Origin of the sequence: Marinobacter halophilus (assembly GCF_003007685.1) — a bacterium.
GTDB classification, from domain to species: Bacteria; Pseudomonadota; Gammaproteobacteria; order Pseudomonadales; family Oleiphilaceae; genus Marinobacter; species Marinobacter halophilus.
The window spans coordinates 609,187-623,924 of the sequence record NZ_PXNN01000017.1 but is presented as its reverse complement, the minus strand read 5'-3'; the positions used below and the strand labels follow the sequence as shown (position 1 = coordinate 623,924).

The following is a 14,738-nucleotide window of genomic DNA, read 5'->3' as shown; positions in this document are numbered from 1 at the left end:
GTCTCTGCTGGGAGTTGGCTGATTTGGCGGTGTGCCGCCAAGCACCTCAACAGTCACCGGTGCCGAGGTTGAATCCTGGAAGGTCAGCTCCGGAATGGTCAGTGTGCCTGTTCGAGCGGGGGCCAACTGGTAAGTCCAGGTGATTTCACCAACCATCTCGTTGTTTACAGTCTGAACGCTGTAACGCTGGTTGCGTGCCAGAATCTCGAAATCCGGCTGCACTTTCTCGATGTTGGGTGAGGGCAGTTGCGACAGGTCAAAACTGAACAGATTGGTCAGGTTGATGTCGATCTTCATCGAGCCTTTGACGGTCAGGGTCAGTACCTCGCCCTCGTAAAGTTGGGTGCGGTCCGGCTCAACGGTTAACGCATTGGCCCAGGCAGCCGGTGCTGCCATGACCAGTAGCAACCACAGGCTGACGGCAGCCGGCATATAACGTTTTACCATGGTGTGTCACCCTCATCCGGTGTGGTCTGGCGTTGTTGATGTTGCTGCAGGAACTTGCGCTGGAGCAGTCCGCCGGGGTTGTCGGGCACCCGCCTCAGCCATTGCTCCTGGCCCTGAGACAGGGGCTGCTCGGTAATCTCGGCCGGCGCCTCGGTTGGGGCTGCACCAGCCTCCTGCTCTGACGGTTCGGTCGGGGATTGAGCGGTACCTTCACGCTGATCCGGTTCCACTTCGGCGTCATTCTGACCGGCTTCGTCGGATTGGACAGGATCTGGCTCCTCAGGCCGATCGCTGGGTGATCCCTGGCTATCCTGTTCGGATTCGGAGCCCTCGCCCTGCTGTGGGTTGCCATCCTGATCTCCGGAGTTTTCCCGGGATTCCGGGCTCTGCTGGCTGTCCGAGTCACTCTGCGCTTCGGACTCCTGCTGTTGTTGCTCCAGCAATTGCTTGACCAGATCAAGGTTGGCGCGGGCATCGTCGAAATCCGGGTATTGCTGCAGTGCCTGCTGATAGGCGTCCAGTGCTTGCTCAAGCTGGCCAGCCCGGGCCAGCGCGTTGCCCCGATTGTAATGACCCAGCGCCCCGGACTGTTCGGAAAAGATTTGCGCCGCCTCATCGTAACGGCCGTCCCGGTACAGGGCGCTGCCACGCCAGCCCGGTTGTTGCAAAAGCTCTGCGGCCCTCGCCGGGTTCTGCTCGATCAGTTGCTGGCCTCGCTGGTCTTCGCGCTGCCACAGACCGCCCCAGTCCACGGCCATGGCCGGTCGCGGAGCAAGCGTCAACGGCAAAAGGGTCATGAGGCACAGAGCAAAAGCGCCTTTTTTCCAGCCCAACAGCAGCAGCGGAAGTGCCAGCCAGAGCAGCCAGTAGCCGTCGTCTTGCCAGCGATTGACGGTGAGGCCGTCGCGGTCCTGTGACCAGTCGTCACTGACCTCCGGTTGCAGGCGCAGCCGGCGGATGTCTTCATCCCCCAGCGTCAAAGTATGGCTGTTACCGCCATTGTCCCGTGCCAGCCGTGCCAGAGCGTCAGGGTTGGCGCGGGTGATCACGATGTTGCCGTTGTCGCGGATAAAGCCCCGCTTGGCAAGGGGGATCGGGCCACCTTCCCGTGAGCCCACCACCAGTGTGCTCAGGCTGAAGGGTGTGTTGTGCAGATGACTTGCGATATCACTGTGGTATTGGTCGGGAATGTCATCGGCAATCAGCAGTATGCGGCCTTGCCCGGGGGCGCCTTGTTGCAGCAGCCCGACGGCCTGTTCGATGCCCAGATCGGCCCGGTTGCCCTGGGCCGGCATGATGGTTGGCTCCAGGACGCTGAGCATGGCCTCTATGGTGCGGCGATCCTCGGTGAGCGGTGTGACCACATGAGCGTCACCGGAGTAAACCAGTAGGGCGGTCAGGGCACCCTGACGTTCACTGAGAATGTCCCGGATTTTACGTTTTGCCAGAGTCAGCCGGTCCGGCTCAACATCAGTGGCCAACATCGACAGCGACACGTCCAGTACGATCACCAGGCTGTCTGCCGGTTGCTTGAGTGGTGTGGGTGCTTCGCGCCAGCTTGGTCCTGAAAGAGCGATTGCCAGCATCACAATGCCAAGGCTGAGGGGCAGCAAAGGTGGCCCCTTTTTGCGACCGGTTTCCTCCTCGTCACGATGGCGGATCAGCGGGTTCAATAGCGCCGGAGGAATGTAGCGACCCCAGCCGGTAGTGCCCCGCCGGAGGCGGCGCTGAACCATGAAGAACAGCGGCAAGGCCAGGATCAGTAGCAACCAGAACGGTCGCAACAAATGAAAATCAGCCATTGCCTGCCTCCTGACGGCGGCCATTGCGATGACCACTGCTGAGCAGTTGTGCAGCCAGCACCATCAGCCACAGGGTAACGGCAATGCCTGCGGGCCAGACATAGAGCTCTGTGATCGGGCGGTAAAATTGTCCTTCCTGTTCAATCGGTTCGAGTTGATTGATGCTGTCGTAGATCATTTCGAGCTCGGGCAGGCTGCGCGCGCGGAAATAACGCCCGCCAGTCTGTTGGGCCATTCGCGTCAGTAAATCTTCGTCCAGATCGCGGGATGGATTTACTTGCCGTGACCCCAGCAAACCGCGTTGAATCATCGAGTCGGCACCAATACCCACCGTATAGATGCGAACACCGGCCGCCTGGGCAATCTCAGCCGCCTTGTCTGGTGCGATCTGGCCCGCGGTGTTAGCGCCGTCGGTCAGCATGATAACGATTCGTTGTTGCTGTGGGCGATCGCGCAGGCGCTGTATCGATAAGCCAATGGCATCGCCGATGGCTGTGGCGCGGCCCGCCATGCCAATGCCCGCCTCCTGCAGCAGGGTGCGGACTGTTTTCCTGTCGAAGGTCAGTGGTGCCTGCACATAGGGTTCTGTGCCGAACAGGATTAACCCAAGACGGTCGCCCTCGCGCTGGTCAATAAAGTCGTTCAGTACCCGTTTTACCGCCTGTAAGCGGTTGATGCCGCGTCCGCGCAGGACCATGTCCTGTTCATCCATGCTTGGCGAAATATCCACTACCAGCATCAGATCCCGGCCGCTGACCGGCATCTGAATCTGTTCGCCCACATGCTGGGGGCGGGCAACCGCCAGCACCAGGCAGAGCCAGGCGACGAGCAGTATCAATTGGCGCCAGCGCGGTGTGGCGTGGCCACGGGTGCTGACCCCGGGCATGCCGGAAAGCCAATGGCCGACCGGGATCACCGGGGCATCCACTGCCTGCCTGCCCCGGTTTCGGCCGATCAACATCAGTGGCAGAAAGGCCAGCAGCAATAGCCAGGGATAGGCGAGGCTCATCATACTCTCGTCTCCAGCCAGGCGGCGGCGAAGCTGAGTGCCTGAGCCGGGTCGGCAGCCGGCCTGGGCTGCCAGGTACTGGCCACCATCGCCTCTACCATCGGGCGCGACGCAATACGATCGTTCGGGGCGGTTTCCAGCAGGAAATCAACCCACTCGTGGCCAGACATGACTTCCGGGTTGCGCTCAGGAAAAGCCTGCCGCGCGACCCGTTTCAGCAGGGCGTTCAGTTCGCAGAACCAGCGGGAATCCTTGCGGGGTGATTGTTCCAGGTCAACCAGCAGATCCCTGGCCTGTCGTTGCCAGAGTGTGTTGCGCTTATGCCGGCGCCAAAACAGGAGCACGGCGGCGAGGCTGATCAGCACCAGAGCACCCACCAGCCACCAGCCCGGTGCCGGCGGCCAGAAGCCGCCGGTTTCGGGCAGGTGTATATCGCGCAACTGGGCCAACGGGTCCTGTCTGTTCATCCGATGCGTCCTCCCGGGCCGAGCAACAGGCGCAAGGCGGCGGCCGGGTCCTGATCCGTCATCACCGTCGCGGCCTGGACGCCGGAGGTGCGAAAACAGTCGGCGAGTTGTTGTTCATGACTGGCGACTTTGTCGCGCCAGGCCTTTTGAAACGCGTGGTTTGACGCATCAAACCAGATCGGTCCGTCCGGCCCGGCGACGGCAAATCGGCCGCTGACGGGCAGCTCACTCTCCAGGGGGTCTAGCACCCGTATGGCGCTTACGCTGTTGTGCCGTGCCAGCGCGCCCAGCAGGCTGGTGGTGTTTTCGGTCACGGTCATGAAGTCGCTGATGATGAAAATCCGGGTGCCGGTGTGGGCAACCCTGCGGGCTTCCGCCAGAGCGGTGTCCAGCCGGTAGGCGGGCTCATCCCCGGTGGCCGGAGGACTCCCCGGCTGATGTTGCAGGTTGGCGAGCTGGTCCAGCAACCGCAGTACCGACTTTCGGCGACGAGCCGGGCGCAGCAGGTCCAGCTCGCGGCTATTGAAGACCAGCCCGCCAACCTGATCGCCGGCCCACAGGGCCAGCCAGGCCAGTATCGACGTCAATTGAGCACAGCGAACCTGCTTATAGGCACCGGTACTGGCAAAAAACAGGGTGGGCCCCAGGTCGGCAATCAGCAGCACCGGGCGTTCCCGTTCTTCTTCATACAGTTTGGTGTGAGGGGACTGGCGCCGGGCGGTAACGCGCCAGTCAATGCTGCGAATGTCGTCGCCGGGCTGATACTGACGCACTTCTGCGAAGGTCATGCCACGCCCGCGCTGGCGGGATTGCCTGAGGCCGGACTGGCGTGCCCGCACCGGTCGTGCTGAGGGCAGTTTGAGTGCCCGGGCATCGGCCTGCAGGCGGACAAGGTCCGGCAAGGTGATGTGGGTGGCGGCGGGTAGTTTAGCCATGCTGTCGTCAGTGCCTCCTGTTGCAGATCGCGTCAGGCGGTCACCGGGACCCGGTCAATCAGCCGTTGCAGCACGGTGTCTGCGGTCATGCCTTCTGCTTCCGCCTCGAAGGTCAGCAGAATCCGGTGCCGGAGCACATCAAAAGCCATGGCCCGAATGTCATCGGGGGTCACGTAATCCCGGCCATCAAGCCAGGCCAGGGCTCGTGCACAACGGTCCAGGGCAATGGTGCCGCGGGGGCTGGCGCCAAAGGCCGTCCAACGAGCCAACTCAGGGTCCAGGCTGCCGGCATCCCGGGTTGCCAGAATCAGTGCCAGCAGGTACTGCTCGACCGGTTCGGCCATGTAAATATCCGACACCGCCTGGCGGGCGGCCATCACCTGATCCTCTGTTAGACGAATGTCTACGTTCGGGATTCCCTGACGGTAGTCTGCCCGTGCAAGGTGCAGAATCTGTCGCTCAGCTTCGGCCGAGGGGTAGTCAATCACTACGTGCATCAGGAACCGGTCGAGCTGCGCCTCGGGCAGCGGGTAAGTGCCTTCCTGCTCAATCGGGTTCTGAGTGGCCATGACCATGAACAGCTTGGGGAGAGTAAACGTCCGCATGCCGACGCTGATCTGCCGTTCCCCCATGGCTTCGAGCAGGGCAGACTGAACCTTGGCCGGTGCACGATTGATTTCATCAGCCAGCACCAGATTGTGAAAGATCGGGCCGCGCTGGAATTCGAACAGGCCAGTCTCGGCGCGGTAGATCTCGCTGCCGGTGACGTCTGATGGCAGCAGATCCGGGGTGAACTGGATCCGGTGAAAATCGCCGACCAGGTGTTCGGCGAGGGCTTTGACGGCGGTCGTTTTGGCAAGACCGGGTGCGCCTTCGACCAGCAAGTGGCCGTCGGCAAGCAGAGCAATCAACAGTCGGTCTACCAGTTTGTCCTGGCCGATGATGCGGGTGGCCAGTTGGGTTCGGAGGTCACCAAACGTTTGTTGTAACGACATGAAATTCATAGCTCTTGGTTTTTGATGGTCCGGCGGGCGCGGAACAGCGTTCTGCCTGAATTGTGCCTGACCTGAATTGTGCCTAAGTAGTTGCCGCAGTTTTGGCGTCTGGCCGGCAAAAATCAAGGGTTTGACTATGCTTATGTGACTGTACCGTGATTACGTTTATTTCACACAAAACCAGAGGTTGGATATGAATGCGCTGACAATCGCCAGCAAGGATCAGTTTTTCGAGCAGTTGGCCGAAGCGTTCTCAGAGAAAATTGCGAAAACTGAGGCTAAGAAAATCGCCGAGTTTGCCCGGCAGCATTATGCCCATATCCCTCTGGAGGAGCTGGTCAGCCGTCGATTCTCGGATACCTATGGTGCGGTGCTGGCAGCCTGGCAGTTTCTGCAGAAGCGCAGCGCGGAAGAAACGCCGGTGTCGGTTTTCAATCCCGATCTGGAAAGCGACGGCTGGCAATCCACCCATACCGTTGTGTTCATGCTCCACCCCAATATCCCCTTCCTGATCGACTCGGTGCGCATGGCCATCAATCAGCGGGAGATTGGTACCCATTCAATTCAGCATTCGATTCTTCACGTCGATCGTGACAACGACGGCAAACTCAAGAAACTGTATTCCTCGAGGAAATCAGGCGCCGGGTCAGTTTACGAAGCCTTCATCGTGCTGGAGATTGATCGGCACAGCGCGCCTGAGGATCTCCGTAATCTGGAAGAGGCCCTGCAGAATGTGCTGCACGAGGTTCGAATTGCCGTTGAAGATTTCCCGGTTGTAAAAAACAAGGTGAATGAAATTCTTGCGGAGTTGGATGCGACCACCGCCGGTGTCAGCGACGAAGGCAAGCAGGAGGCGAGAGCCTTCCTGAACTGGCTGGTGGATGACCACTTCACCTTTCTGGGGTACGACGAGTACGACTTTGCCAAAGACACCCAGGGTATGGTGGTGCGGCGGGTGGAAAACTCGGAGCTGGGTATTTTGCGGGTCAACAACGAACGCCCGGACCGGGTGCGGCTGAACGAGTTGCCCCAGCGCACTCGCCACGAGATGACACGTACCGACGATATCTTCATTTTTGCTAAATCGGCCCAGCGCTCGCGGGTGCATAGACCAGCCTATCCGGACTACATCGCGGTCAAGAAGTTCAACAACCAGGGCGAGGTGGTCGGTGAACGTCGGTTCCTGGGCCTTTACACTGCGCGGGTCTACAACGAACGCCCGGATGAAATTCCGCTGCTGCGCCGCAAATTCCAGGTTGTGATGAAGCGCTCCGGATTCCTCACTGATGACTACGCGGGCAAGGAGCTGGAGCAGATCCTCACGCTTTACCCGCGCGATGAGTTGTTCCAGATCGAAACCGACGAACTGCTGCGAGTGGCCAAAAGTATCCTGTACATTCAGGAGCGTCGTCGAATCGAATTGTTCATGCGTGAAGACGTCTATGGTCAATTTGTCACTTGTCTGGCCTTCTTTCCCCGTGACATATACAACACCGAGCTGCGCCTGAAAGTGGAGCAGGTGCTGCGGGACCGGCTCGAAGCCGAAGACATCGAGTTTGTTACCCACTTCTCGGAGTCGGTGCTGGCGCGGGTGCAGTTCACCATTCGGGTACCGCAATTCGAGAATCGGCAGCTGCCGCTGGCTGAAATCCGTGAAAAAGTGATCGAACTGGCACAGTCCTGGCGCGATGGTCTCTACGATGCCCTGAGCGAATCCTACGGAGAAGAGCAGGGCAACGAGATGTATCGGGTGTGGGGGGGTGGTTTCCCGGCCAGCTACACCGACATGTTCTCGCCCCGGCGTGCGGCTATTGATCTTGAGCACATTGTCGCATCGGCTCGCAACGACGACCTGGCCATGAGCTTCTACCGTGCGCTGGAAGAAGATGAAAGCACACTGCACTTCAAGCTGTTCTATCCGGATGAGCCCTTGCCGCTGTCGGATGTGATGCCGATTTTTGACAATCTGGGTTTCCGGGTGATTGGTGAGCACCCCTTTGAGGTCATTGACCGCACCGGCAAGACCGTCTGGATTCACGACTTCACCCTGCAGGCGCACAAGGGCAGTGTGGTGGACATTCACCGCATCCGGCCTATCTTCGAGGAGCTGTTCCGCAGGGTATGGCACGGCGAGGCGGAGAACGACGCCTTCAACCGGCTGATGCTGGTCTCCTACATGAGCTGGCGAGACATTGCGCTGTTGCGCACCTTCGCACGCTACATGCGCCAGATCCGCTTCTCCAACAGCCAGACCTTCATCTCCAACACTCTGGTCAATCACGTCAGCCTGACCCGCCTTCTGCTGGAGTTCTTCGAGGTTCGGTTCAACCCTGACCGCTTTCAGAGCAAGGGCAAAAGCGAGGCGGCCCAGCAAAAGCTCGAGATTGAATTCAACGCCGGCCTGGACGAGGTCGAGAATCTCAGTGAAGACAGGGTGCTGCGGCTCTACCTGGAGCTGATGCAGGCTACGCTGCGCACCAACTACTACCAGCCGGACGCGGAAGGGCAGGTCAAGCCTTACATCAGCGTCAAATTTGACCCGTCCCGTATTCCGGACATGCCTTTGCCGATGCCGATGTTCGAGATCTTCGTCTATTCGCCCAGAGTCGAGGGTGTGCATCTGCGCGGTGGCAAGGTGGCTCGTGGTGGCTTGCGCTGGTCTGATCGTTTTGAAGACTATCGCACCGAAGTGCTGGGGCTGGTCAAAGCCCAGCAGGTCAAGAACGCAGTCATTGTGCCGGTGGGCGCCAAGGGCGGCTTTGTCGCCAAGCGACTGCCGGACGGGTCCGACCGGGAAGCGTTTCAGGCCGAAGGTATTGCGGCCTACAAAACCTTTATCCGCGGGCTGCTGGACATCACCGACAACCTGGTAGATTCAGGGATTGAGCCGCCACAGCGCGTGATCCGGCATGACGAGGATGACCATTACCTGGTTGTCGCGGCCGATAAGGGCACCGCGACCTTCTCTGACATTGCCAACGGTCTGGCGGCAGATTACGGCTTCTGGATGGGCGATGCCTTTGCGTCCGGTGGCAGCAACGGTTACGACCACAAGAAAATGGGCATCACCGCCAAGGGGGCCTGGGTTTCGGTGGAGCGGCATTTCCGGGAAATGGGCATCAATCCGGCGGTGGACGAGTTCACCGCGATCGGCATCGGCGACATGGCCGGTGACGTTTTCGGTAACGGCCTGCTGTGCTCCGAGAAAACCCGCCTGGTCGCGGCGTTTAACCACATTCACATCTTTGTGGACCCGAATCCGGATGCACAAAGGAGCTACAAAGAGCGCAAGCGGTTGTTTGAATTGCCACGCTCGGCCTGGACCGATTACGACGCCAAACTGATTTCGAAGGGGGGTGGCGTGTTCAACCGAAACGCCAAATCCATCCCGGTCAGCGCCGAGATGAAAAAGCTGCTGGGTATTAAAGCTGATCGTGTACCGCCCAACATGCTGATCAGTCATATCCTCAGGGCTGAGGCAGATCTGCTGTGGGTTGGCGGTATCGGCACTTACGTGAAGGCAGCATCCGAGAGTCACTCCGATGTGGGTGACAAGGCCAACGATGGCCTCCGGATCAACGGCGGTGAGCTGCGCTGCAAGGTAGTTGGCGAAGGTGGCAACCTTGGCTTTACCCAGTTGGGGCGCATTGACTATGCGCTTCAGGGTGGCCGCCTGAATACCGACTTCATTGATAACTCCGGCGGTGTTGATTGTTCGGATCACGAAGTCAACATGAAAATCCTGCTCAACCGCGCGGTGGCCATGGGCGACCTGACCGGCAAGCAACGTAACGTCATGCTCGAAGACATGACCGACGATGTGTCCGCTCTGGTGTTGAAGAACAACTATCGCCAGACTCAGGCCATCAGTATTGCCAGCGAAGACACCGCGCCGCGCCTGGAAGAGTATCGCCGGCTGATGAATGCCTTTGAAAGCGAGGGCAAGCTGAACCGGGGTCTGGAATTCCTACCGGAGGACGATGTGCTCGCCGAGCGCAAACTGGCCAAGAAAGGCCTGACCCGCCCTGAGCTGTCGGTACTGATTTCCTACGTTAAAGGCGATCTCAAGCAAACACTGATTGACAGTGAGTTGCCGGATGACCCCTTGTTGGCGGGCGAAATGTACAAGGTGTTCCCGAAAGAGCTGACCAAGCGATTCTCGAACGAGCTGGGTGAGCACCAGTTGCGCCGTGAAATCATTGCCACACAGATTGCCAACGACATGGTCAACCACATGGGTATTACCTTTGTGGAACGGCTGGGCCAGTCCACCGGTGCCGATCCGGCCTCCATTGCGCTGGCCTGGATCATTGCCAGAGATGTGTTCCGGATTGATAACTGGTGGGATCGCATTGAAGCGCTGGATTATCACGTTGCCGCAGACGTACAGATGACCCTGATGCAGGATCTGATGCGCCTGATGCGGCGGGCGGTGCGCTGGCTGCTGCGCAACCGACGTGCCGAGCTCAACATCCAGAACCACATGGAGCGGTTTGCCGACAGCGTTTGGGCGATCACCTCGAACCTGCCAGACTACTTGGGCGATCAGGCACGGGCAAACTGGGAAAAACGCCACACCGATCTGACAGCCGCAGGCTTGCCCAAAGATCTGGCCTCGGTATTGGCGGGCACCGGGTACCTGTATTCATCACTGGGGATTATCGAAGCGCAGGAAGCGACGGGCATGCCTCTGAAAACTGTCGCCAATCTCTATTATGATCTGGGTGATCGGCTGGACCTGACCTGGTTTGCCAACTCCATTGCGGTATTGGCACCCAGTTCGCACTGGCAAGCGCTGGCTCGAGAGAGCTTCCGGGAGGATCTTGACTGGCAACAAAGAGCGCTGACCACGGGTGTTCTCAAGCTCGCCAGCAAGGCAGAAGACGTACCGGCCTGTGTCGATGCATGGCAAGACAAGCATCAGCATATGATTGTTCGCTGGAAATCCATGCTGACCGAGTTGAAGAGCGCCAGAGAGCCAGAATACGCGATGTTCTCAGTGGCACTGCGAGAGCTTCTGGATCTTGCCCAGAGCACCATGCACCAGTCTCCGGACGACGCCAAGACAAACTGACTATTGCGTTATGCCCTTGATTCCCGTTCAATTCCGAACAGGAATCAAGGGCGGGAGTCTTACAAATGCCACACTTACAGCATCTTCTGGAAAAAAACCGTGCCTGGGCGGACGGTATCAAAGCAGGCGATCCAACGTTTTTCGATCGTTTGAAGAATCAGCAAGCACCGGAATACCTCTGGATCGGTTGCGCCGACAGTCGGGTGCCGGCCAACCAGATTGTCGACTTGTTACCCGGTGAGCTTTTCGTGCATCGCAACGTGGCCAACGTGGTGGTGCACACCGACTTTAATTGCCTGTCGGTTTTGCAGTTTGCGATCGATGTTCTGAAGGTCAAGCACATCATGGTGGTTGGCCACTACGGCTGCGGTGGTGTCAAAGCCGCTCTGCTGAACGAGGGTTTTGGCCTGATATCCAACTGGCTGCGCCACGTCCAGGACGTGCGGGATCGTCATCAGGCGGTACTGGACGCCCTGCCGACCGTCGAAGATCGTGTCGACCGTCTGTGCGAGTTGAACGTGGTGGAGCAGGTCAGCCATGTTTGCCAGAACAACATTGTTCTGGAAGCCTGGCGCCGTGGCCAACAGCTCACCGTGCACGGTTTTGTGTACGATGTGGCTGACGGTCTGCTGCGGGATATGGGGCTTGCCATTACCAGCGAACAGGAACGGGAAAGCGTTCGTCTGAAAAACCTGGAGGCTCTCGTTGAGCGCCCGGTTCGGTCCGGGCGCCAAAAAACCTGAGCTATTATTTCAGGCGACGGCACTGGCGCTAAATACCGAAGCCCTGAAAACGCTACCATGGCAGACTCGGGGCTGAATTCCGGTTAGCATAGCCCGCTTTCCTATCGCTAATGGGCTTGTTATCCATGTCTGCACTGACCAACACCCACGACGTTCTCATTCGCAACCTCGACCTGCTGCAAGGGCAGGTAGCCTTGCTTGGCGTTTCCGACCCTGCTGTCTTATCCCAATGCCTGACCACAGGACTGGCGATGAGTGAGCACGTCGGTGTGTTTCTTGCGTTGGCTAAGGCGACTGGATGGCAGGCCTGCTATGGCTACGATGCCAGCGAACTTGAGGCCGCACGCTTTGATACCGTGGTGGTATTCCTGCCCAAGTCCCGGGCCGAACTGACGTTGCGCCTCACCATGGCCCGGTTTCTGGGGCGTGCCGGGGCAAAGCTCGTGATGATTGGCGAGAAAAAAGAAGGGATCGCCGGTGCGACCAGGCAATTTCAGACCATTGCCAGTGACGCCAACAAGGTGGACAGTGCCAGGCACTGTCAGGTGTGGGTCGGCAGCAACCAGCAACCGCTGGCAGAATTCTGCGCCGGTGACTGGATTGGCTGGAGCGAGGTGGTCTGTGCCGGGGTTGAGTGCTCCGTGGCCGGGATGCCAGGCGTGTTCAGCGAAGGTGCGCTGGATGACGGCACCCGGATGTTGCTGGAGACCTTCGCTGAAACTCCCCTGAAAGCCAGTCGTGTGCTGGATTTTGCCTGTGGTGCTGGTGTAATTGGTGCCTGGCTGTATGCCGCCAGAGTGGAACCCGACCGCGCAGAGCTGGTGGTGGACGGCGTTGATGTGCAGGCTCAGGCGGTGATGTGTGCCGAGGCAACGTATCACAAAGCAGGTGTCCACGGTCGCATCTACTCTTCGGATGGTCTTACCGGCATTGAGGGTCGGTGGCAGGCGGTGGTTAGCAACCCGCCGTTCCATAGTGGTGTGAAAACCGACACGTCGATGACCGAACAGTTCTTGAGAGAAGTGGCCCAACATCTGGAGCCTGGTGGCGAGCTGCGTCTTGTCGCGAACAACTTCCTGCCCTATGAAGGTGAGATACAAAGACAGATTGGCCCGGTCGAGAAGCTGGTGCAGGATCGTCGGTTTACCGTGTATCGGGCGTTTCGTCGCGGTGGTGCCGGTGTGTTACCCATAAAAAAGCCCCTGGGGTAAGGGGCGAAAGGTAATGTCCGGAAAACTACCGGTTATCCGGGTGTGAAGGGTCGGATAACGTAACCGGAAAGGGTGTTCAGCGTGAACAGTCGTAATTTAGGGCTTATTTCTAGAGTAAACAGCCTAAAGTCGGGAATTTACACGAAACTTGGAAAACGGTGCCCAAAATGACAAGCGCATTGCTTGAGTTCGACTCAGGTGAACTGACGCTCTTCAGGCCGGGCGCCGTGGGCGATTCCCTGCGTGCCTGGGATGCCGCCGACGAACTGTTGCTCGGCGAAGCGCAGCTGCGATTAGGGCGAGCTAGTGGACGAGTACTGGTGGTGGATGATCACTTCGGTGCACTCACGCTCGGGCTTGCTGATTATGCACCGCGTTCCGTCGCAGACAGTGCCGTGCTTGCCGTTGCCCTCAAAGCCAACGCCGCTCTGAACCCTGATATCCCTGAGCCAGCGCCGCCATTGACCTGGCTGACCCCCCCTGATGGTCCGTTTGATCTGGTGGTTATGCGAATCCCCCGACAGGCGGAATACCTCGGTTGGCTGCTGCGCTGGGTGAACGGCGTTCTGGCTGACGAAGGTTGCTTGCTGGCCGGAGGCATGATCAAGCACTTGCCTGATCGGAGCGTGGGCGTGTTCGCTGGCGCGGTGACCACCGAGACCGTGCTGCCGGCCCGTAAAAAAGCCCGGGTTGTGGTCTGCCGGCGGGGTGAGGCGCAGCTGGCGGACTGGCCCGGCACCTGGAAAGGTTACTCGGTGCCTGGGGTGCCCGCGCCGGTAAAGGCCTTGCCTGCGGTGTTTGCCCGTGACAGGCTGGATATCGGTACGCGCGAATTATTGCCACTGATTGCGCCCGCTGTTGCACAGGTGCCCGGGGGCACCCGAGTCCTTGATCTGGCCTGTGGTAACGGTATTCTGGGGCTTTTGGCACTGGCGGAGCGGGACGATATCGAGGTGGATTTCAGCGACGTCTCCAGTCAGTCCGTGGCTAGCGTTCGGCGTAACCTTGCTCAATGTCGCTGGGAACACCGGGCAACGACCGTTCACAGCGATGGCATCGATGGTGGTGCTGGTCAATATCAGCTGATTTTGCTCAACCCGCCGTTTCACGAGGGCGGCGTGGTCGGGGATCACATTGCTCTACGGCTGTTTCAGGAAGCCGCCAGGCATTTGGCGCCTCAGGGCAGGGTGTTAATAGTGGGCAACCGGCACCTGGGCTATCACCGGACGCTCCAGCGTTTCTTCGCCCGGATCTCACAGCAGGCTGCCAGCCCGCGCTTCGTGATTTTCGAGGCGAGCCTTTGACGCTTCAGTTCTGGATCGAAGGCGGGCGGTCGTAACCCAGTCTTGCCAGGGTGTCCACGATGGTCTGGGTCTGGCTATCCACCTCGATATTCACGTTTTGCCCTTTCTCAACCGTACCGAACGTGGTGGCGCGCAGGGTTTCCGGTATCAGGTGAACGTTAAAGCGGTTGCCTTGCACTTCGCCAATGGTCAGGCTGGCACCGTTGATGGCGATGTAGCCTTTCGGGAACACATAGTTGCTCCACTCGGCAGGAATCTCAAACCACAGGGTGACATTGTTTTCCGGCCGGACGATGTCAACAATTCTGGCACTGGTATGGATGTGGCCGCTCAGCAGGTGGCCGCCGATTTCATCGCCGATGCGAGCGGCCCGCTCAAAATTCACGGTATCGCCCGGTGACAGCCCGCCCAGCGTGGTTAATCGCAAAGTTTCCTGCATGGCGTCGAAATAGAGGTGGTGGTCCTCCTGGTGGGTGACGGTCAGGCAGGTGCCATTAATGGCAACCGAGGCTCCGATGGTCACGCCTTCAACTCTGCTGGCGGGAAAGTCGATCACCAGAGTACTCAGGCCCGGGGCGGCGATAATCTCGGTCACTTTTGCGATACCCTGAACGATGCCGGTAAACATATCCGTCTCCTGAACCCTGAATGATCGGGCAAGGATACCGGTGGCCGAAGTCGTTGCCAAGAAAGACCGACGGCAATGTGTCAGTAATCCGGACACTCAAGTAAAGAAGAACAAGGTCGATAC

The 14,738-nt window shown here is 59.1% G+C and carries 10 protein-coding genes and 1 pseudogene; 4 read left to right on the top strand and 7 right to left on the bottom strand.

Annotated elements, in window-relative coordinates:
• Positions 1–54: 54 nt before the first annotated feature.
• The 6 genes and pseudogenes from C7H08_RS18575 to C7H08_RS16730 form a co-directional block, all read right to left on the bottom strand.
• Positions 55–396: pseudogene (locus tag C7H08_RS18575) on the bottom strand (BatD family protein); the annotation flags it as partial.
• Positions 397–440: 44 nt separating this feature from the next.
• Positions 441–2,249, bottom strand: coding sequence for a VWA domain-containing protein (locus tag C7H08_RS16750; protein ID WP_106673359.1), 1,809 nt, complete (start codon positions 2,247–2,249; stop codon positions 441–443).
• Complete coding sequence (locus C7H08_RS16745; RefSeq protein WP_106673358.1) at positions 2,242–3,261, bottom strand: vWA domain-containing protein; 1,020 nt, start codon at positions 3,259–3,261, stop codon at positions 2,242–2,244. Before C7H08_RS16745 ends, C7H08_RS16750 begins: the two co-directional genes overlap by 8 nt.
• Complete coding sequence (locus tag C7H08_RS16740; RefSeq protein ID WP_106673357.1) at positions 3,258–3,725, bottom strand: DUF4381 domain-containing protein; 468 nt, start codon at positions 3,723–3,725, stop codon at positions 3,258–3,260. Before C7H08_RS16740 ends, C7H08_RS16745 begins: the two co-directional genes overlap by 4 nt.
• A complete protein-coding gene (locus C7H08_RS16735) occupies positions 3,722–4,660 on the bottom strand; it encodes a DUF58 domain-containing protein (protein WP_106673356.1) in 939 nt (312 codons plus the stop codon). Before C7H08_RS16735 ends, C7H08_RS16740 begins: the two co-directional genes overlap by 4 nt.
• A gap of 32 nt (positions 4,661–4,692) precedes the next feature.
• Positions 4,693–5,655 carry an AAA family ATPase gene (locus tag C7H08_RS16730; RefSeq protein WP_106673634.1) on the bottom strand — a complete coding sequence of 321 codons (963 nt, stop codon included), beginning with the start codon at positions 5,653–5,655 and terminating at the stop codon, positions 4,693–4,695.
• A gap of 193 nt (positions 5,656–5,848) precedes the next feature.
• Between C7H08_RS16730 and C7H08_RS16725 the strand changes: the two genes are divergently transcribed.
• From C7H08_RS16725 to C7H08_RS16710, 4 genes are all read left to right on the top strand, one after another.
• Positions 5,849–10,729, top strand: coding sequence for an NAD-glutamate dehydrogenase (locus C7H08_RS16725; RefSeq protein ID WP_106673355.1), 4,881 nt, complete (start codon positions 5,849–5,851; stop codon positions 10,727–10,729).
• Positions 10,730–10,794: 65 nt separating this feature from the next.
• Positions 10,795–11,472 carry a carbonate dehydratase gene (gene can / locus C7H08_RS16720; RefSeq protein ID WP_106673354.1) on the top strand — a complete coding sequence of 226 codons (678 nt, stop codon included), beginning with the start codon at positions 10,795–10,797 and terminating at the stop codon, positions 11,470–11,472.
• A 125-nt stretch (positions 11,473–11,597) separates the two neighbouring features.
• A complete protein-coding gene (locus C7H08_RS16715; RefSeq protein WP_106673633.1) occupies positions 11,598–12,683 on the top strand; it encodes a class I SAM-dependent methyltransferase in 1,086 nt (361 codons plus the stop codon).
• A gap of 167 nt (positions 12,684–12,850) precedes the next feature.
• Positions 12,851–13,987: a class I SAM-dependent methyltransferase gene (locus C7H08_RS16710; protein ID WP_106673353.1), complete on the top strand. Its 1,137-nt coding sequence runs from the start codon at positions 12,851–12,853 to the stop codon at positions 13,985–13,987.
• A 4-nt stretch (positions 13,988–13,991) separates the two neighbouring features.
• On the opposite strand, the gene C7H08_RS16705 is transcribed toward C7H08_RS16710, so the two are convergent.
• Complete coding sequence (locus C7H08_RS16705) at positions 13,992–14,615, bottom strand: riboflavin synthase subunit alpha (RefSeq protein ID WP_106673352.1); 624 nt, start codon at positions 14,613–14,615, stop codon at positions 13,992–13,994.
• Between the last annotated feature and the right edge of the window lie 123 nt (positions 14,616–14,738).